Annotated in this window: 23 protein-coding genes; 12 read left to right on the top strand and 11 right to left on the bottom strand. The window is 44.8% G+C overall.

The annotated features are described in order from the left end of the window. Positions 1 to 174: 174 nt before the first annotated feature. Complete coding sequence (mobA, locus tag BN1067_RS17715; protein WP_053220134.1) at positions 175 to 732, bottom strand: molybdenum cofactor guanylyltransferase; 558 nt, start codon at positions 730 to 732, stop codon at positions 175 to 177. 168 nt (positions 733 to 900) lie between these two features. On the opposite strand from mobA, the gene BN1067_RS17710 reads away from it, so the two are divergent. The 3 genes from BN1067_RS17710 to BN1067_RS17700 are packed head-to-tail and all read left to right on the top strand — an operon-like array spanning position 901 to position 3,186. Continuing rightward, positions 901 to 1,059: a cytochrome c oxidase subunit 2A gene (locus BN1067_RS17710; RefSeq protein WP_110943552.1), complete on the top strand. Its 159-nt coding sequence runs from the start codon at positions 901 to 903 to the stop codon at positions 1,057 to 1,059. Positions 1,060 to 1,077: 18 nt separating this feature from the next. Beyond that, entirely contained in the window at positions 1,078 to 1,542 is a 465-nt protein-coding gene (locus BN1067_RS17705; protein ID WP_026571780.1) for a cytochrome c oxidase subunit II, read from the top strand. Continuing rightward, positions 1,543 to 3,186 (top strand): b(o/a)3-type cytochrome-c oxidase subunit 1, encoded by a 1,644-nt coding sequence (locus tag BN1067_RS17700; RefSeq protein ID WP_053220133.1) that lies wholly within the window; start codon positions 1,543 to 1,545, stop codon positions 3,184 to 3,186. A gap of 569 nt (positions 3,187 to 3,755) precedes the next feature. On the opposite strand, the gene BN1067_RS17690 is transcribed toward BN1067_RS17700, so the two are convergent. From BN1067_RS17690 to BN1067_RS17680, 3 genes are all read right to left on the bottom strand, one after another. Continuing rightward, on the bottom strand, positions 3,756 to 4,232 hold the full coding sequence (locus BN1067_RS17690; protein WP_053220131.1) for a GNAT family N-acetyltransferase: 477 nt from the start codon (positions 4,230 to 4,232) through the stop codon (positions 3,756 to 3,758). 18 nt (positions 4,233 to 4,250) lie between these two features. Then, complete coding sequence (locus tag BN1067_RS17685) at positions 4,251 to 4,709, bottom strand: helix-hairpin-helix domain-containing protein (RefSeq protein ID WP_053220130.1); 459 nt, start codon at positions 4,707 to 4,709, stop codon at positions 4,251 to 4,253. Positions 4,710 to 4,866: 157 nt separating this feature from the next. Next, the gene (locus BN1067_RS17680) at positions 4,867 to 5,250 is read right to left on the bottom strand and encodes a DUF2642 domain-containing protein (RefSeq protein ID WP_081704548.1); all 384 of its coding nucleotides are present in this window, start codon (positions 5,248 to 5,250) and stop codon (positions 4,867 to 4,869) included. 89 nt (positions 5,251 to 5,339) lie between these two features. Between BN1067_RS17680 and BN1067_RS17675 the strand changes: the two genes are divergently transcribed. Then, positions 5,340 to 5,828: a GNAT family N-acetyltransferase gene (locus tag BN1067_RS17675; protein ID WP_053220129.1), complete on the top strand. Its 489-nt coding sequence runs from the start codon at positions 5,340 to 5,342 to the stop codon at positions 5,826 to 5,828. Positions 5,829 to 5,840: 12 nt separating this feature from the next. Here the strand turns inward: BN1067_RS17675 and BN1067_RS17670 are convergent, their stop codons facing one another. Further along, positions 5,841 to 6,365, bottom strand: coding sequence for a hypothetical protein (locus BN1067_RS17670; protein ID WP_053220128.1), 525 nt, complete (start codon positions 6,363 to 6,365; stop codon positions 5,841 to 5,843). 170 nt (positions 6,366 to 6,535) lie between these two features. On the opposite strand from BN1067_RS17670, the gene BN1067_RS17665 reads away from it, so the two are divergent. Next, positions 6,536 to 8,044, top strand: coding sequence for a BCCT family transporter (locus BN1067_RS17665; protein ID WP_053220127.1), 1,509 nt, complete (start codon positions 6,536 to 6,538; stop codon positions 8,042 to 8,044). Between the two features lie 84 nt (positions 8,045 to 8,128). On the opposite strand, the gene BN1067_RS17660 is transcribed toward BN1067_RS17665, so the two are convergent. Continuing rightward, complete coding sequence (locus tag BN1067_RS17660; protein ID WP_053220126.1) at positions 8,129 to 8,590, bottom strand: GNAT family N-acetyltransferase; 462 nt, start codon at positions 8,588 to 8,590, stop codon at positions 8,129 to 8,131. Positions 8,591 to 8,714: 124 nt separating this feature from the next. On the opposite strand from BN1067_RS17660, the gene BN1067_RS17655 reads away from it, so the two are divergent. The 3 genes from BN1067_RS17655 to BN1067_RS17645 all read left to right on the top strand — a co-directional run bounded on the left by BN1067_RS17655 (position 8,715) and on the right by BN1067_RS17645 (position 10,668). Continuing rightward, positions 8,715 to 9,857 carry a DEAD/DEAH box helicase gene (locus tag BN1067_RS17655; RefSeq protein WP_053220125.1) on the top strand — a complete coding sequence of 381 codons (1,143 nt, stop codon included), beginning with the start codon at positions 8,715 to 8,717 and terminating at the stop codon, positions 9,855 to 9,857. A gap of 314 nt (positions 9,858 to 10,171) precedes the next feature. Then, positions 10,172 to 10,456 (top strand): DUF5316 family protein, encoded by a 285-nt coding sequence (locus BN1067_RS17650; RefSeq protein ID WP_234400751.1) that lies wholly within the window; start codon positions 10,172 to 10,174, stop codon positions 10,454 to 10,456. Between the two features lie 29 nt (positions 10,457 to 10,485). Continuing rightward, complete coding sequence (locus tag BN1067_RS17645; protein ID WP_053220123.1) at positions 10,486 to 10,668, top strand: hypothetical protein; 183 nt, start codon at positions 10,486 to 10,488, stop codon at positions 10,666 to 10,668. Here BN1067_RS17645 and BN1067_RS17640 read toward each other — a convergent pair. Next, positions 10,665 to 11,093, bottom strand: a complete 429-nt coding sequence (locus tag BN1067_RS17640; protein WP_053220122.1) for a VOC family protein — start codon at positions 11,091 to 11,093, stop codon at positions 10,665 to 10,667. The two genes, BN1067_RS17645 and BN1067_RS17640, sit on opposite strands and share 4 nt — an antisense overlap. 77 nt (positions 11,094 to 11,170) lie before the next feature. Here BN1067_RS17640 and BN1067_RS17635 point away from each other — a divergent pair, with 77 nt between their 5' ends. Continuing rightward, positions 11,171 to 11,815 (top strand): Type 1 glutamine amidotransferase-like domain-containing protein, encoded by a 645-nt coding sequence (locus tag BN1067_RS17635; RefSeq protein WP_234400728.1) that lies wholly within the window; start codon positions 11,171 to 11,173, stop codon positions 11,813 to 11,815. After that, the gene (locus BN1067_RS20320; protein ID WP_234400727.1) at positions 11,816 to 12,289 is read left to right on the top strand and encodes an isochorismatase; all 474 of its coding nucleotides are present in this window, start codon (positions 11,816 to 11,818) and stop codon (positions 12,287 to 12,289) included. It abuts the gene before it with no gap. A gap of 43 nt (positions 12,290 to 12,332) precedes the next feature. Here the strand turns inward: BN1067_RS20320 and BN1067_RS17625 are convergent, their stop codons facing one another. Next, positions 12,333 to 12,725: a DUF1259 domain-containing protein gene (locus BN1067_RS17625; protein ID WP_053220120.1), complete on the bottom strand. Its 393-nt coding sequence runs from the start codon at positions 12,723 to 12,725 to the stop codon at positions 12,333 to 12,335. A gap of 112 nt (positions 12,726 to 12,837) precedes the next feature. Here BN1067_RS17625 and BN1067_RS17620 point away from each other — a divergent pair, with 112 nt between their 5' ends. Both BN1067_RS17620 and BN1067_RS17615 read left to right on the top strand, forming a co-directional pair. After that, the gene (locus BN1067_RS17620; protein WP_053220119.1) at positions 12,838 to 13,356 is read left to right on the top strand and encodes a GNAT family N-acetyltransferase; all 519 of its coding nucleotides are present in this window, start codon (positions 12,838 to 12,840) and stop codon (positions 13,354 to 13,356) included. Positions 13,357 to 13,376: 20 nt separating this feature from the next. Beyond that, on the top strand, positions 13,377 to 13,691 hold the full coding sequence (locus BN1067_RS17615) for a hypothetical protein (protein ID WP_053220118.1): 315 nt from the start codon (positions 13,377 to 13,379) through the stop codon (positions 13,689 to 13,691). A 165-nt stretch (positions 13,692 to 13,856) separates the two neighbouring features. Here BN1067_RS17615 and BN1067_RS17610 read toward each other — a convergent pair whose 3' ends face one another. The 3 genes from BN1067_RS17610 to BN1067_RS17600 form a co-directional block, all read right to left on the bottom strand. Continuing rightward, on the bottom strand, positions 13,857 to 15,779 hold the full coding sequence (locus BN1067_RS17610; protein ID WP_053220117.1) for an ATP-dependent DNA helicase: 1,923 nt from the start codon (positions 15,777 to 15,779) through the stop codon (positions 13,857 to 13,859). A gap of 164 nt (positions 15,780 to 15,943) precedes the next feature. Next, entirely contained in the window at positions 15,944 to 16,261 is a 318-nt protein-coding gene (locus BN1067_RS17605; protein ID WP_053220116.1) for a DMT family transporter, read from the bottom strand. Next, complete coding sequence (locus BN1067_RS17600) at positions 16,261 to 16,605, bottom strand: DMT family transporter (RefSeq protein WP_053220115.1); 345 nt, start codon at positions 16,603 to 16,605, stop codon at positions 16,261 to 16,263. Before BN1067_RS17600 ends, BN1067_RS17605 begins: the two co-directional genes overlap by 1 nt. Positions 16,606 to 17,026: the final 421 nt, after the last annotated feature.

Below are 17,026 nucleotides of genomic sequence, written 5' to 3'. Positions count from 1 at the left end.
CTCGGGTTTTTTTATAGGAACAGATTAAGAGAAAATATAAAAACTTCTTCTTTTACAAGTGAAAAATTCGATAACCCTCGATTGAAATGACAGAATTACAAGGACATAGGGACTGTCCTGTAAGTTCTAATCCCATATCTGCCTCATAATTTCTCTCATTTTTTACGTTCCGGGTTACCTGCTTTTAAAAGGAAATTCCAGTTGAAATCGATGATATTCCATTTCATCAAACGCTGTCCAGTCCAACTGTCGAAACCATTCTGAAAACGAAATGGATTCATGCAAATTAATACTTTCCGATAACGTTTCGAGAACTTGTTTCCTTTGGTATATTCCTTGAAACGGAAGAGGAGTCTGGTTGAAAAAGGGAACCACAGCTGCTGATCCTGTTTGCTGTAGTCTTACATCCATTGCTTTAGCAGCTTTAGATGATACATTCTCGCTATCACAGTGGCCCAGCCAGACTTGTGGATGTTGTGCAAGAGACATTCCTGCATGAAGTGCTCCCAAGATCCCTTTCTCCTTGTGGAATACAGTAATAATCCGGATGTCTTTACTGACAACAGGCAAAAAGGCCCTCGGATCATTAGTGACCAGTACGATCTCCTGGACAAATTTTTTCATTTCGCTAATTTGCCGGTCGATCAGTCTTTCTCCGTCTACCATCTCTAATGAAGCTTTCACGACATCCGGTCGGAAACTAGTTTCTGCTAAAATAACCCCGCTTTTCATCGGACTCACTCCTATATTCGTTTCGTTCATCCTATCTGATTAAACACGGTAAAACTGTAACAGAAATCACATTTCTACTGTTTAAAAGTAAATGTGATTTTTATCACAGCATCCTTCCAACCTGTTCGGCTACAATCAAGGTAGTTTATAGGGAGAGGAGCTTACACAATGGCGAATTTGGAACCATCCAAATTACTGAAATCCGAATCTCAGCCCCAAAAGCAGACAGAACCAAAACTGAAGGGCACACTGCTTTCCGTCATGCTCGTCGGAGGATTTATCATATTATCCTGGATCGGGGTGTACGCGCTTTATCTATCCAGGTAGGAAAAGGGGGAGTAACAGATGCACATGCACAAGTATGAAAAAATATGGCTGATTTTTGGCGGTATCACATTGATTGTATTCCTGTCGGTAATCGGTGTCAGCGCGTTTGCCATGGGACATCATCCGCCAAGCGACATGACGACAATCGATCCGGAAAAAGTGAAGGAAACAGCACCTTTCGATGACCCTGGTCTGAAGAAAATCGGGGACAATGAATATGAAGCGGTGATGGTTGCCCAGGCGTTCATGTTCGGGGAACCCTTAGAAGTGCCGAAGGGGGCGACCGTTCATTTCAAGGTGACGAGTGCGGATGTGGTTCATGGTTTTTCGATTCCGGGGACGAACGTGAACATGATGATCACACCAGGGCATATCAATACGATTACCCACACGTTCGACGAAGCCGGTGAGTTTTTGATCATTTGCAATGAATATTGCGGTGTCGGACATCAGGCCATGAGCGGAAGGATAGAGGTGAATTAAATGGAAACCACGTTGATCAATCGGAAAGATGCGAAATTGAGTCTTGCCCATATTTATGTAGGCTTTATCGCCGTATTGCTTGGAGGGATTGCCGGACTGCTGCAAACCTTCGTCCGCAGCGGAGCGATCACATTGCCGGCGGGGATTGGCTATTATCAGCTGTTGACCGCCCATGGCGTTCTGTTAGCACTTGTATTCACTACTTATTTTATTATTGGATTTTTGTACTCGGGTATCAGCAAAACAACGGGAACGCTGGCTGAAGGACCGCGAAAACTTGGCTGGGCCGGCTATTATGTCATGACAACAGGAACCGTGATCACCACGATCATGATCTTGACCAACGATGCCAGTGTGTTGTACACGTTTTACGCGCCGCTTCAGGCCTCGCCATGGTTTTATATTGGGCTTGCACTTGTCGTGATCGGAAGCTGGATCAGCGGAGCCGGCATGTTCCGTCAGTACCGTAATTGGAAAAAAGCCAATCCAGGTCAGCTTTCTCCGTTGTTCAGTTTCATGGCAGTGATGACAATGCTGCTTTGGCTGATCGCCACACTGGGCGTGGCAGCCACCGTCGTCCTGCAATTGATTCCATGGTCATTCGGCTGGGTGGACACCATCAATGTCCTGTTGAGCCGCACTCTGTTTTGGTATTTCGGCCATCCGCTTGTCTATTTTTGGCTGCTGCCTGCTTATATTTGCTGGTATGTCATCATTCCGAAAATCATTGGTGGAAAAATTTTCAGTGATTCGTTGGCCAGATTGTCCTTTGTCTTGTTCTTGCTGTTTTCGATCCCGGTCGGCTTTCACCATCAATTGCTCGAATCCGGAGTATCGCATACATGGAAGTTTATCCAGGTAACCCTGACCTTTATGGTCATCGTCCCTTCGTTGATGACAGCCTTCTCCTTGTTTGCCACCTTTGAATTGAGCGGCAGGCAGAAGGGTGCTAGAGGATTGTTCGGATGGGTGAAAAAATTGCCATGGAAGGATGCACGGTTCTTTGCGCCATTTATGGGAATGCTGATATTCATTCCTGCCGGGGCAGGGGGCATCATCAATGCCAGTAACCAACTGAATCAAGTCATTCATAACACGCTTTGGGTCACCGGTCATTTTCACTTAACGGTAGCAACCAGTGTCGCTTTGACCTTTTTCGGAATTGCTTATTGGCTGATCCCGCATTTGACAGGGCGGACTTTGACAAAGAAAATCAACTTGCTTGCCAACATCCAGACAATCATTTGGGTAGTAGGGATGGCGATGATGTCCGGGGCGATGCATACGGTCGGTTTGTTAGGGGCCCCGAGAAGAACCGCTTATACGACATATGGTGATTCCCCTGATGCATTGGGGTGGATTCCTTATGAAGTGGCAATGGCTGTCGGAGGGAGCTTCTTGTTTATCGGCATTCTCGTCTTGATTTACATTGTCGTCCATTTGAGCTTTTTTGCACCAAAAGGGGTGGAAGCGTACCCTATCGGCGAAGTGGCGGATCAGGCAGAACGTACTCCGGCAATCCTGGAAAATTGGAAGCTGTGGATCGGTGTTTGCGTCGCATTGATCTTGTTCGCTTATACCATCCCGATTATGGAAATTATCGAAAATGCTCCTCCGGGATCGCCTGGATTCAGGCTTTGGTGACATAAAAATATACCAAACTACTCCATTGAAAAAACATGCCGGAATCCTCGAGGATACTGAAAAAGTCCTTTCTAATCTAAAAGAGCTGTTAAAGTTTGTTGTTGATGCTCACGAATCGTTTATCGGTGGATGCTTGCCGCGGGCACGGCTTCAGCTAACTTGGTCAAGAAAATCACTTGACCAAGTGGATCTTTGGCTCGTGCTGTTCCCGCAGGCGTCACCACCGAACGCTCCTCATGGAATCAACAGAGGGTAAAACGAAAAAGAGTGATTTTCTTTGATTTATAAAAGAAAGTCACTCTTTTTTCTTGTACCAGGAAAGTAATACATAAAAGGAAGGGATACGATGTAAGATCGATGGCGATTTTCACAGCTAATGTGAAACGAATCGTTAAAATTAATGAAGGAATAGAGGGCACAAATCACTTGAAAATAAATAAAAGGTGTTCTGTATGGAAATTAAGTTTCATACAGAACACTTTTTTAAAATTCTACTTTTCAAAGACCTTCAGTTTTCAGTGCCCTCGAATCCTCTGGCATGTTTTTGTTTATCTCTTTCTAAGTGAAAATCAGTTCAGTATCCGGTACATCATCAGGTCATCGACATACTTTCCATCTAAAAAAAACTCATCTACCAATCTTCCCTGTTCTCTGTATCCGTTGCGTTCATAAAAGTGGATTGCTGAGAGATTGGTTGCCAGGACGCGCAGACATAATTTATGGATGCCCTGTTTTTTTGCTTCTTTTTCGACAAACCGCAAAAGGGTTGAACCAACTTTTTGTCCCTGAAAGTCTGGATGGACGCCAATCACCAACTCCCAAACGTGTCGGTTGGAATCTAGCGGTATAGGACTCCGATAACGGATAAAACCTGCAACAGATTCATCGATTACAGCGACGTATTGACTGCCGGGCGGACAGCGTTCCACATAAGCGGCAAGCGATTCCCACTTATGTGGGTGTGGTGTGTTTTCTACATTCCAGATTAGATTGTTCAGCTGCATTAATTGCTGTGAATCCTGGTGCAAAGATGGACGTATTTTCAAGATATTCCTCCTTGACGATTACCCGACCGGCTTTGGCCTCGAGGAAGGATAACCATGTCTCTCACGAAAATTTTTTCTTTCAGCGGTAAATTCAAACCACTGTTTCTTGCTGTCCGGGTTTTCTGCATAATATACCACACAGCGAAGCTGATCCTCTACACACGGATCAACTGGTGTACGGAGCTTCTTTTCCAGGCAATCCAGTAATTCAGCCGGATTTTCGCCACGTACATCCTCGAACGAGTACTTCCCGAGGTAATGCACCAGATTTTCAGCCATCCGGCAGCCGATCGACGGTATTTGCTGGAAGGTTGCCAATCCTTTTAACAATCGGGCTCGATCATAAGTGATATCCATTAAATCAGATAGCGTTTTTAACTCTAAATTGGCAATCTGATTGAGTCTTATCTTCGCTTTTCTTAAGCAGCTTCTCTCTTCTGCTGTCAGCGGAAGTTTAGGGGTTTTAGTTGTGCACATGTAATCACCTCTATTCCGAATAGTTGCCTCCTGATTTAATTCGACTTAACCTGCTGCTTTCCTTTTAAAATTTTCTTTATTTTGCAGGATTTTCGGTGATTTTACTAGTAATTTTGTAAGGAGAGCAGGAGGGATGGATACAGAAGCCGATTGGGCATTAACGGTACGTAATCGGCAGCCCTTCAAAATATACAATCTGCGAAATCCGGATATGAAGTGCCCGCGTTTTACTTATGTTCAATTGGATATGATCCACAGCAACGCCACTAAGCAGCCCCTCCACTTTTCCTGCAGTGGTCATCACGCTGATTTGCTGGCCTTGGTGCCGGCTTAGGTGATCGACATAGACGGGTTCGAAAGGGGCCATATACTGTGTAGGCTGGGGCAAAGCCGGGACTGAGTAAACGGGAGTGGTAGGGGAGGGCATTTGGTTGATATATGCCGGCTGGACAATCGGCTGCAGCATCACAGGGGTTTCTTCAGGTGTTCCGCCGCGGCTTTCCGATTCAGCGTTCAGCTGGGAACGATCGTTTTCTTCCATATTCCTATCACGTTCCTTCCATTGATGTATGGCTTTATATGTATGCCGCCAACATCCCGATTATGCGGTCTATAAGGAGTTGACAAGGAGTGTTAGTGACAAATCATTGTATATTGCGACTGTTACAGCCTGGTGATTACAAAGGGATTCTGCAGCTTTACCGAAATGAGAAAGTGAGAAAATATCTTGGCGGCACGGTACCGGAACATAAAATCAGGGAAAACTTTCAGCAGTTATTTGCCTCTGGTACGCCCTCTTGCCATTGGGCGGTAAGGGAGAAATCAACGGAGAGCTTTATCGGCACGGTTTCGCTCGATCTCCATCACGATGGGAATGCTACCGAGGTATCGTATCAATTTCTCCCTGCGTTTTGGGGGAAGGGCTATGCAACAGAAGCTGTCAAAGCCGTAATCAATCATGGGTTTGCTGCTTTGGGGCTTCCAGAAATAGTGGCAGAAACACAAACGGAAAATGAACGATCAAGACGGTTTTTGGAAAGGTTGGGAATGGAAGAGTCACGATCAGTCGAACGTTTCGGTGAACAGCAAACGATTTACCGATTGCTGCATTTGAATTGATTGATTGTTTTTTTACGAGTAAAAAGCCTGATAGAAATGCCGGTAGGTGTCTTGTTGCGATTTTATGTCGGAAAGTGGAACATACATCCAGCCCATTTCCTCCAGAAAGGCGTCATATCTTCTAAGTAGCTCTGTCTGCTGCAGAGCCATCTCTACATGGGCATTTCTCACCGCCATGTCCTTCATCATCAAAGCAGAAGAAAAATTGTCGTCAGCCATTTGCTTAGCCGTGGAATGGACCTCCAAGGCTATCCACTGGTCGTTTTCTCCCGCTTCTCCATTTTGCCAGTTTTCATATCCTTTTTCCTCGAATACATATAAAGGCGGTACCTCAATCGGTTCATGATAAGCAGGATCAATAAAAGCGAGCATGATATGGACATGACCCTGCATGGCATTGGCCTGCTGACGGATGATTTTTTTCAATTGTGGCGACTGGACCATTCGCTGGTAAACGTTCAGTTTATGGATAATTCCCTTGTGCGCAGATAAGTGCTCGGCCATGATTCCCAAATCGGCTGCAGGAAGATTGTGCATAACAGCACCCCCGGTAAGTTGTGGTGGTTTTACTATATGAATGGGCAGGGGTTGATGTGTATCTGTATAACTGCTTACTTCTTTTGTTGACTATGTCCGTCTGTTTTATCTCTTTTCGGGAATGGGTACAGCATAAAGGATGAGCTGTACCGAAGAAAAGAGGTGGAAATATGGACAGAGCGAAAAAGAAAGCGCCTGGTGTCGTTTTTTACGTCAGCTTTTGCATCATCGTATTGTTCGTCGCTTGGGGAGTCGTTTTTCCGGAGCAGTTGAGCCAGGCATCGACAGCCGGTCTACATTGGATGCGCAATTACTTCAGCTGGTTTTACATGCTGGCTACGACGATTTTTGTGTTAACTTGCTTATACCTTGCCATCGGTCCTTACCGGCATTTGAAGCTGGGCAAGCCTGACAGCAAGCCCTCTTACTCCTTTTTCACCTGGCTCGGGCTTTTGTTCGCGGCCGGGATGGGTGTCGGTCTTGTTTTCTGGGGCGTGGCAGAACCGGTTCTGCATTATGTAGAACCGCCGCCGGGCTACGAGGCGGAAACAAATGAAGCAGCCAAAGCTGCATTGACTTACAGTGTCTTCCATTGGGCGCTCCAGCCCTGGGGAGTATTTGCGATCATCGGCTTATCGATGGCGTTTTTTAAATTCAGGAGAAATCGGCCCGGGTTGATCAGCCATGCCTTTTATCCTTTGCTTGGCGAACGGACGGATGGAGTAGTGGGAAAAGTGATCAACATTTTTGCCACGCTTGCCACTGCAATCGGAGTGGCCACCACCTTTGGACTCAGCGCCATGCAAGTGAGCGGCGGAATTTCCGAAGTCTTCGGAACGCCGAATAGTAAAGTGGCACAGTTGATTATCATTGCAGTTGTCACTGGCTTGTTCATCACCTCGGCGGTTTCCGGGGTAAACAAAGGCATGCGCTACTTAAGCACAAGCAATATTATCATCGCAGGGGTACTGATGGTTTTCATACTGGTCCTCGGACCGACCGCCTTTTTGCTGGAAAGCTTTACGACGGCGGTCGGGCAGTATATCGGTCAATATATCCCACTAAGCTTATCGTTGTCCCCTTATTCGGATGGTTCCTGGCGGGGACAATGGACGATTTTCTTTTGGGCCTGGGTCATTGCCTGGGGACCCTATGTCGGGACGTTTATTGCCCGTATTTCACGAGGCAGGACGATCAGAGAGTTCGTTTTCGGTGTCTTGTTTGTCCCGGCTTTGCTTGGGGCGATATGGTTTTCCATCATGGGCGGCACCGGCTTGCATATGCAAATCAGCGAAGGCATCGACATTGCCTCCAGAGCGCAACAGCATGAGGAAGTGGCATTCTTCATGATGCTCGGCAACCTTCCGATTGGATTGGTGTTGAATATATTGGGTATTTTGTTGATTACGATTTTCTTCATTACTTCAGCTGATTCTGCAAGTTATGTGTTAAGTGTTTTGTCTTCAAAAGGTACACTGAATCCTAAGACGCTGACGAAGCTTTCCTGGGGTTTTCTGATCTCGATCACGGCAGCGGTTTTGCTTCTAAGCGGAGGACTGGAAGCACTGCGCGCAGTGGCGATTATGACTGCGATGCCGTTCACAGTGATCATTCTCGTGATGATTGTGTCGTTGATCAAAGGGCTTCGGGAAGAGTTCGGCAAGCATCCGACAAGTTGAAAAACCGGCAGGTAAGCTGCCGGTTTTTGTTAGTCTTAGGAAGATGTGCTTTACGGCGGGAATTCTCTCTATAGGTGGAGCTATTCATAACTGCTTATAAACAGTTTCGCGGTACGGCTGGAAGCCCTTGTGATGATAAAAAGTCTTGGCTGATTCATTGGCGGTCCAATAGTCCAATTCAACACGATTTATTCCTTCTGACGCTGCTCTGTTGAAAATTTCTTCCATTAACCTAGAGCCAAACCCTTTGTTTTGATAGGCATTTTCAATACTAATTTGATGGACGTAAATGGAGTGATATGTTTCCAGATAGGCAATTCCTGGATAAGTTCTTTGTTCGATCCAAGCGAAACCAGCTGGCTGTTCATTCTCCTCGACGAGTAAAAAAGTGAACTCCGGTTTGTCGACGATGCTTTCAAAGAAATCAAGCGCTTTTTCGGGATTGTATTCAGCGAAGATATCGGGATGAAGCTGTCTGTGAAGCTGGTGTACGGTTTCGTTCAGTTTTGCGATGGTTTGGTAATCGCTTGTTTCACGAATGTTCATGTTTTATTCCCCCTATTAACGGTTTGGTTGTATTATAGCTTATAATAGACAGGAGTAGGGTGTAATTTTAGCGCTCATACTAGAAACGAAATGAATAGAGAAAACAGAAAGGATTTTTTTATACATGGTACAAGGAATCGATACGTTATTTTCAAATCCCCGTCCGTATTTGCGTGCGGCTTGGGAAAAAGCTGGTTTTACAGAGCCAACAGCAATTCAGAAAAAAGCAATTCCCGAGATACTGCAAGGAAAAGATGTGATTGCAGAATCACCGACAGGCAGTGGGAAGACGCTTGCTTACATATTGCCGCTTTTACAAAAGGTGGATCCTGAGAAAAAGCATGTACAAGCAGTGATTCTCGCTTCTTCACATGAACTGGTCATGCAAATTCATCAGGAAATCCAAACCTGGGCTGCCGGCAGTGGTATCGGAAGTGCATCGCTTATCGGCGGAGCTAACATCAAACGCCAGCTGGAAAAGCTGAAAAAACGCCCGCAAATCATTGCTGGAACACCGGGAAGAGTACAAGAACTAATCAATAAGAAGAAGCTGAAAATGCATGAAGTGAAAACACTCGTATTAGATGAAGCAGATCAATTATTGGTTTCCGAGCATGAGAAAACGATTCAATCCATCATCAAAAGTACCTTGAACGAACGGCAACTGCTGGTGTTTTCTGCCACGATTTCCAAAACAGTGGAGGAGGCTGCCTTGTATATGATGGAAGATCCATCCATTATTCGTGTTGGCAAAGAAGAAACCGATACTCCTCCTGTCGAGCACGGCTATTTAGTAGTAGAGGCGCGAGAAAAGCTTGAAGTACTGCGCAAACTGATTCGTCGGAAGGACCATATAAAAGCGTTGGCCTTCGGCAATGATATCGGCAGTCTCACCGTCCTTGCTGAAAAGCTGGAATACAAGGGAGTCAACGCTGGTATCCTGCACGGAGATTCCAAGAAGCAGGAAAGAGAGAAAACGATCAAGGCATTCCGCTCAGGTGAATTGGATCTTCTTTTGGCGACAGATGTAGCAGGAAGAGGGCTGGATATCAAGGATATTACCGATATTATCAACATCGATTTGCCGAAAGAAGCAGACCAATATATTCATCGTGCCGGAAGAACCGGACGGCTTGGTACCGCAGGTGGAAATGTCTTGTCCATCATCACTGACCAGGAAGAAAAGAAACTCAAACGATACAGCAGCCAATTAAATATCCCGATAACCCGAAAGAAACTATACAAAGGCACCTTACAATCTTATTAGAGGGGTCAGTCCCTCCAAGCGGCCATAACAAAAAATAGCCCTTTGGAGGGTCAGACCCCAGATGGCCCTTTAAGGATGCTTTGTAAAAAACAAACGTTGATTTAAAGGGGTTTAAGGCGGTTTGGGGTCAGACCCCAAACCGCCTTCTACTGCGAAATAACCAAAAAGAGGGACAGTCCCCGAATCGCCAAAATAACGAGCAATACTCCTTATAAGCGGTTTGAGGGACTGTCCCCTCCTTTTTTTGGAACTTTTTTGCTATGGTATTCGTATAGGTAGTAATGAGGGAGAGGGAGGTGTTTTGTTTGAAGGCTGTGTACTTCGGGTGTATCGGGATTGCCATCGCACTAATTACCGCCTTTGTTACAGCTGATTTCACGTACCTTTATAAGATTACCGGCTTGACTGCATTGCTTTGTTTGGCTCTTGCAGGGGTGACATCTGGAGTTTTTGTCAGCGGTCAACAATATGGAAGAAATGTTCATTCGGAAACGAAACAGACTCGGGAAGAACGGTATGGCACGATGTTGTTTTCGTTAAAAGCCGCTGTTCCCAATATCGGTTCCGCTATCCTGTTCTATCTATTGATTGCCTCGTAAAGTACAAATCATATGTGAGGGGGCTCATAATGACGATGTTAGGCTGGATATTTTGGGGCATTATCGCCCTGGTTCTATTGATTGCCATTATTCTGAACCTCAAGTTTAAAATGAAGTCACCTGCTCAAGATAAATCTGTTCCACAAATTCAGGCGGAAGAACGGGCGAGAAGTCACTTTGACAAGCTGCCGCCCGTTGGTTTCGGAGGCTAAGCGTTAGCCATCTTTTCGGGATAATCGCAGTATTCAATGATGGTACCTTCTGTATCAGCTGGATTCAAATAAATCAATCGGCGACCGTGTTTATTCACCCGCAGACTATCTGGCAAGGTACGGATTCCTTTTTCTTTTAACATTTCCAATGCCTCGTCCAAATCGTGCACGTGATAAGCGATGTGATGAACCCCTTTACCTTTTTGTCTTAGGAATCGAGCGATGGGTGAGGTTTGATTGTTTGTCGGCATGAGCAGCTCTGTCCGGTATCCGTTTACTTCCATGATTGCGATTTCGCTTTCAACCCCTTTTGCCTCACTTCGATAGCGATCGATTAATTTGCCGCCAAGAACTTGCTCGTAAAAAGATATGCTTCCCTCCATATCGCGGACAGCTATCCCGATATGATCGAATTCATAATTCATAAATACACTCCTTTACATTCAGTTTGAGATTCATTTTACCATAGTTGATGACACTAAAAATATTGGCAGGTGATACGGTGAAACACTTATTTTTATTCGGTGGAACTCCGCCTTTCACTCCGGAGTTAGGGAAACTATTTGCTGAAAAAGCCAATCAAGGATCCAAAAAGATTGCGATTTTGTTTTTGGAAAGGGAGGGCTGGCAGGCGTATATGTCGAAGTATACTTCGATATTGGAACAGTGTGGTATCCATCACTTCTATTACATGCCGCTCCATTCCAAAGTCTCTTCATACGAGTTAGTACAGCTGTCTAAATGCAGTGGCATCATCATTGGTGGGGGAGATACCGTGCGCTATCGTGATTACATAGTAGATACAGCAATCGGTGAATTAATCAAGCAGTTATACCAATCAGGCGTACCTGTTGCCGGGTTTTCGGCAGGAGCATTACTCAGTCCGGAACAATGTGTCATACCGCCTGTAGACAATAAAGAGGGGAAACATTTATTCCTTCCCGGTTTGGGACTTATCAGCCAAGTCATCATCAGTGTCCATTATACGAAATGGCAAGAAGAAGAAAATTTGCTGAAGGCTATCCGCACAACAGCCGTTCCAATTGGTTATGGATTAGATGACGGAGCAGGTTGTTACTTTAGAGAGCAGATATTGGTACAAACAGAGGGAAGTGTCAACGTTTTGCAAAACGGAAGGGGGAATTAGATGATTCAATTGGCTGACGACTATAAAAAACGTTCGATTCGCTTCTTAGAAATTTGGCAAAAGCAAGGTTGGCGGATGAAGGTTTATGGTATTTCCTATCAGGGAGAAAAACCGAGGAAAGTACTTGTTGATACAGCCAGAACATTAGCATTGCAGACCGTGCCTTTTCCGGCAGTAAACAACGACCGTTACGGCGTCGGGTTCATCGGCGTTCACGATGGGAACAATGCTGATTTTATTTTTATTGACTGGTGGTCCAATGAAAACGAACTGAATCATCATGTTTTTATTTCCAAGCATGGTGAGAAACCGCAGTTTGAGTATTGCACACCCAAAGGACTTATTGCCTGCACATGGGATCTAAAGGTTTTGAATTTTGAGCGGGACTGTTGGGTGATGTCCGTATTGAACAATCCGTCTGGCATACCGGACGTGGAACAGTACCTGCAGTATCGGATGAATGAAGATTTCTAAGAAAGGAATGGGACTTCGATACATCCACGAAGCCCCCATGCATTTAGTTTTTTAATACGGTTATGGCGTTTGCCAGTTTCCGGGCGAACTCTTCCGGTTTTTCAACGGACTGGACATGGAGGTATTTAATATTTGGCTCGGCAAACAGCCAGTGATTGTGCAGAGCGGTTATCGTAAGATCATTTTTACCCAATGCCCGCGTAAAGTCGGGTACTTCCTCTGGTAAAACAACGATTTCAGCGTGATTCAGGGCTGTACCGTCTTCTTCCAGTGATTCAAAATGAATTTCCATCGACAATTCACTCTTAAAGGGACGCCCCTGAACCGTTACATCCAAGTTCCGTTCTTTTTCCGCTTCGCACATTCCGTCCTCTACCTCGGTTTCTACTCCGAGGATGTCACCGAAAGTCCGGGCGATTTCTTCAATATCTGGCATAGTCGTCATCTCCTTTAATGGTTTATAAGTTTCTATTTCCCTCTGCAGACAAACGTACACCTATGGTTTATCGGAAAAAGTTCCAGCATAAGAAATAAAGGGGGAGTTCAGCTTGATTATCATCCAAAAAGCGCAGCCGGAGCATGCGGCAGGAATAGCGAAAGTGTGTACCGTGGCAAATTGGAATACGTATAAGGATATTCGCAGTAAAGCCTATATAATAAAGGTCGTGGAAGAATTTTATAAGGAAGAGCGGATAGTAAAGGAAATCCAACAAACGGATAAAGCCTGGGGAGGCTGGTTTGTCGCTATCGATGAAGAATTTGTTGTCGGAGCGGCTGGAGGGGGGATGACGGCAGAAAAAGAGGCGGAGTTATATGTGCTTTACCTGGATCCAAACCGCCGGAACGAAGGGATTGGAACACAGCTGCTTCAGTCAATCACAGAACTGCAAAGAAAGTGGGGAGCAATCAGGCAATGGGTATCCGTCGCAAAAGGAAACCAAAAAGGGATTCCGTTTTATGAAGCTCGGGGCTTTCAATTTCAATCAGAGCAACCGGATGATGGCAGTTTGGCAGACGAGAGTTATCGTTCACTTCGTTATATGCGTCTGATAGAGCCGATAAGGTAGAAAGCAGGAAGGGGATATGGATGGAGGGCAATTTCATTGCAGCCATACTTGGACTAATCATCTTGTTGATTGTTTATGTAAAAATCCGGAATGTTTTCTGGTACTCGGTGGTTCACTCGGCATTTTCCCTGGAGGAGTATAGTCGCACTGCCCATTTGTTTGAACGCAATGGGATACCATATAAGGTGAAGGCACATCAGCAAAAACACTTACCCCATGGCGGTATTCCATCGGTCGAGTCAGGTGAACACCTTACGCAATATGATTTTTTAGTGAAAAAAAACTATGTAGAACTAGCTCGAAAGGTGTTAGATGGGACAGGACTTGATCGATAAGCGGATAAAAAAATTCTTATGCTGATTTTAGCGACAAATGGCATTCCGCTGGGTATCCGATGATCGGAATTTAGCTCGTTGACAGCTGATAATGACGCTGAAAAACCAAGCTCCAATGTGGGAACTTGGTTTTTAAGTTTGCGGTTTGGCAAGTACCTTTCATATTTACCACTGCATGTTCACAGGAAGTATCTTTTCGATTGCCTGTAAATATACATCTTTCTCATCGGCATTTATCCATAGGTGAATCATGCCGTGGTCTTCGCTGCTTCTGATAAGACGACCAATGCCTTGGCGTAACCGAAGCAGCATATAAGGCTCATCGACGGATTCGATTGGATTACCTGCATGCTTCCGTTTGGCCTGAAAGACTGGATCGTGTGGCGGAAACGGAAGCGAGGCAACAATCACCTGGGTTAATGCATTTCCCGGAACGTCCAGTCCTTCCCATAAATGATAGGAGCACAATACAGACGATGGATCTATCTGAAATTTACGGACCGTTTCGCTGATTTCCCGGTCCCCTTCATACAGGAGATTAAAGGGCCAATCCCGTTTGTCTGCCCAGGAACGGAACAAATCCATTTCTTCTTTGGAAGAGAACAATAGTAAAGAATGTCCATCATTTTCCTGAAGCTGTTTACCGATATCGCTCCATTTGTACTCATAATCCAGGTGGCCGAAAATCGACATCTGCTCTGGATAATCAAAAGGGGAATCGACCGAGAAAGAGTCGTACGTTTCGATGCCTAAACTACCAGCCAAGTGAGAGAAATCTCCACTTTGTGATAACGTGGCAGAGGAAAAAATAAAAGGAATGTTTTGGGAGAAAACTTCTTTCCTCAATACTTCTTCCACCAATCTTGGCATGATAACCAGCGTTGTATCTGATTCAGCTTCTTCTAACCAGTAAATCCCTTCATCATTTTTCAATAAAATCGATAATCCGTAAGAGAAAAATTCCAGGTATTCTTCAATGATACGAATATGATAAGAATCCATCGTGAAAAGTTCGGCATCGAACACTAATTGTTCCAAAAGCTGTTGTACCTTTTCATTCAGTGTCCGTGCCATTTCAAGCATATTTCGGCTTAACTCGATTTCTTTGCGGTTGGAGCCTTCGACTGTGTTTGACTTGTCCGCTAACAATTGAAACCAATCTTCGTGCAAAGTGATGATATCTTCAATTAAATAAAGGGTTTCTTCCCGGACATCCTGGCTCATATAACCGGTCAACACGTTCGTCAATGTATCTGCATGGAACCGGTAAGTCAATCCCTTTTGTGCTGCGAATTCCAATAAATGCCCTTCATCGAAGACAACACAGCTGGATTCAGGCAGCAACGGCATTTGGCCTTCCCGTTTTCTTGATTCCTTTGTCCATATATGTTCCATGTAGAAATCGTGCGAACAAACAATCAGATCGGTGGCATGACGGTAGTATTCCCGATTCAGTGTTTGGCCGCTGCGGTGGCGCCATTCACAGGTCGAGCATTGCTGAAGAGGATCCCAGGCAATTTTCTCCCAGGTTTGGTTGGAAACCCATGGATACTCTTTGCGGTCACCGTAGCGTTCAAATGCCTTCATGGAAGCACCCTGTTCAAATACAAAGTCAGGAATCTGGTCGTGGACAGCTAATATGCTTTCATCGTTAGTGCGGTTTGCCAGGGGATCAAGTTTTCTCATGCAGACGTACTGCTCTCTTGATTTGGCGAGTCGGACATCGATGTTCAAGCCGAGCGCTTTTTCCAGCTTTTCGATATCTCCATCCTTTTTGACCAGCTGCTCAATCAGCGTTTCATCTGCACACGAAATAATAGCTGGTTTTCGTTGATGGCGTGCATAACAAATGGCATAAAGCAGGTAAACAAACGTTTTTCCCGTACCGACGCCTGCTTCTGCAAATATGGTCCGCTTGTTTTTAAAGGCTTGTTCCAATTGAAAAGCCATGTAAATTTGTTCATCTCTCAATTCGTAACCTTGTTCCGGTAACATATCGTAAAAAACGTCGCCTACATAGTCGCCAAGGCGATCGTAAAAATTTTCCGTCTTGTCAACGGTAAATGGAAGTGAACTTGTTTTAGACATAACATTCTCCTCAAATACTTGATCGGTCGCTAAACTTTAATATTACCATAAAATCCAACTCGATAACGATATGAAATCTGGAATCAGATACATTTTTTTATAATGGGTTTTACTCTTCCCATACAAAAAACCGCACCTGATTAATCGGGCGCGGGTCGTGATGGTCAGCCAGTTTCCATATGAAGAAGGACAACACCTGCTATGATCATCAAAATAGACATGATTTTCAGCTTGTTATATGTTTCTTGAAAAAATAAGATGCCGATGACAGCTGTGGATACTACCGTCACTCCAGACCAGACAGCATAGACAAAACCGACTTCGAAGTAGTTAACAGACAGCGTTAAACACGTCAGGCACAGCGCATAACTCACAAAAGCGGAGATGGTTGGAATCGGTCTTGTATACCCCCGGGCAAGCTTGACCGACAGGTTCGATAAAAATGCAAAAACAAGACTGCTGATCAAATACACATAAGCCATCAAGCACCCTCCCCGGCAGTCGACGTCTTACGGGGAGTACTCATGTTGAGCCCGACCACTCCGACAATAATTAACAAGGTGCCGGCAACTTTGAGGGAAGAATTCGATTCTCCGAAAGCAAGGATTCCGACGCTTACAATTAATGCGGTGCCGACTCCCGACCAAATGGCGTTCACCACACTGATTTCCGCATGGTAAGCAATGGTAATGTATAAAGTTAGGGAGATGGCATAGCAGACAGCGACAGTGACCATTGCCATCCAATTGTTGTCCGCAAGCTTCATGAACGAGGCACCGATTGCTTCCAACAGGATCGATGTACTCAGTAAGCTGTAAAATTTCATGTTGTTGTCCTCCTTGATAAATCTGACCATAAGCTTTTTTCAACAACAATTGCTTCATTAAATTTTCCTAACGATACCTCATGAAAAAAGCATTAAAACCAACATGAAATAATTTTAACTATTTTGTAATTTTCTTGATAAAAATAGTAATCTTCCAACACGGCTGCCAAAGGTTTGGCGATGATAGGAGAAGTTCTATAAATAAAGAGAGGATTGGGATTGAAAACCTTGTCAGATATGCTGACAAAAGCTTAGCTGGCAGGACAACTTGATGATATATTAAGTAGGCAAATGAGAGAAAAAGGGGAGTCAACTCAGTACGAGGGCAAAGTTGTACGGAGGTAGAGAAAGACCTCTGAGGATTCTATCCTAAAAGAAAACTCATAAAAACAGAACGAGTCCGAAAGCCTGTGCCTTCGAA

The organism is Virgibacillus senegalensis (assembly GCF_000821245.2).
Lineage (GTDB): Bacteria > Bacillota > Bacilli > Bacillales > Amphibacillaceae > Sediminibacillus > Sediminibacillus senegalensis.
Note: the sequence above shows the minus strand (reverse complement) of the source record. Positions and strands in the feature narration are given on the sequence as shown.

What these genes read in the sequence shown, in the direction of transcription:
- BN1067_RS17605 (WP_053220116.1), bottom strand. Translation starts at nt 16,261, where the DNA reads ATGGCTTATGTGTATTTGATCAGCAGTCTTGTTTTTGCATTTTTATCG.
- BN1067_RS17660 (WP_053220126.1), bottom strand. Translation starts at nt 8,590, where the DNA reads ATGAACATTCGTGAAACAAGCGATTACCAAACCATCGCAAAACTGAAC.
- BN1067_RS17655 (WP_053220125.1), top strand. Translation starts at nt 8,715, where the DNA reads ATGGTACAAGGAATCGATACGTTATTTTCAAATCCCCGTCCGTATTTG.
- BN1067_RS17700 (WP_053220133.1), top strand. Translation starts at nt 1,543, where the DNA reads ATGGAAACCACGTTGATCAATCGGAAAGATGCGAAATTGAGTCTTGCC.
- BN1067_RS17640 (WP_053220122.1), bottom strand. Translation starts at nt 11,093, where the DNA reads ATGAATTATGAATTCGATCATATCGGGATAGCTGTCCGCGATATGGAG.
- BN1067_RS17600 (WP_053220115.1), bottom strand. Translation starts at nt 16,605, where the DNA reads ATGAAATTTTACAGCTTACTGAGTACATCGATCCTGTTGGAAGCAATC.
- BN1067_RS17625 (WP_053220120.1), bottom strand. Translation starts at nt 12,725, where the DNA reads ATGCCAGATATTGAAGAAATCGCCCGGACTTTCGGTGACATCCTCGGA.
- BN1067_RS17710 (WP_110943552.1), top strand. Translation starts at nt 901, where the DNA reads ATGGCGAATTTGGAACCATCCAAATTACTGAAATCCGAATCTCAGCCC.
- BN1067_RS17610 (WP_053220117.1), bottom strand. Translation starts at nt 15,779, where the DNA reads ATGTCTAAAACAAGTTCACTTCCATTTACCGTTGACAAGACGGAAAAT.
- BN1067_RS17615 (WP_053220118.1), top strand. Translation starts at nt 13,377, where the DNA reads ATGGAGGGCAATTTCATTGCAGCCATACTTGGACTAATCATCTTGTTG.
- BN1067_RS17670 (WP_053220128.1), bottom strand. Translation starts at nt 6,365, where the DNA reads ATGCACAATCTTCCTGCAGCCGATTTGGGAATCATGGCCGAGCACTTA.
- BN1067_RS17665 (WP_053220127.1), top strand. Translation starts at nt 6,536, where the DNA reads ATGGACAGAGCGAAAAAGAAAGCGCCTGGTGTCGTTTTTTACGTCAGC.
- BN1067_RS17685 (WP_053220130.1), bottom strand. Translation starts at nt 4,709, where the DNA reads ATGTGCACAACTAAAACCCCTAAACTTCCGCTGACAGCAGAAGAGAGA.
- BN1067_RS17645 (WP_053220123.1), top strand. Translation starts at nt 10,486, where the DNA reads ATGACGATGTTAGGCTGGATATTTTGGGGCATTATCGCCCTGGTTCTA.
- BN1067_RS17705 (WP_026571780.1), top strand. Translation starts at nt 1,078, where the DNA reads ATGCACATGCACAAGTATGAAAAAATATGGCTGATTTTTGGCGGTATC.
- BN1067_RS20320 (WP_234400727.1), top strand. Translation starts at nt 11,816, where the DNA reads ATGATTCAATTGGCTGACGACTATAAAAAACGTTCGATTCGCTTCTTA.
- mobA (WP_053220134.1), bottom strand. Translation starts at nt 732, where the DNA reads ATGAAAAGCGGGGTTATTTTAGCAGAAACTAGTTTCCGACCGGATGTC.
- BN1067_RS17680 (WP_081704548.1), bottom strand. Translation starts at nt 5,250, where the DNA reads ATGGAAGAAAACGATCGTTCCCAGCTGAACGCTGAATCGGAAAGCCGC.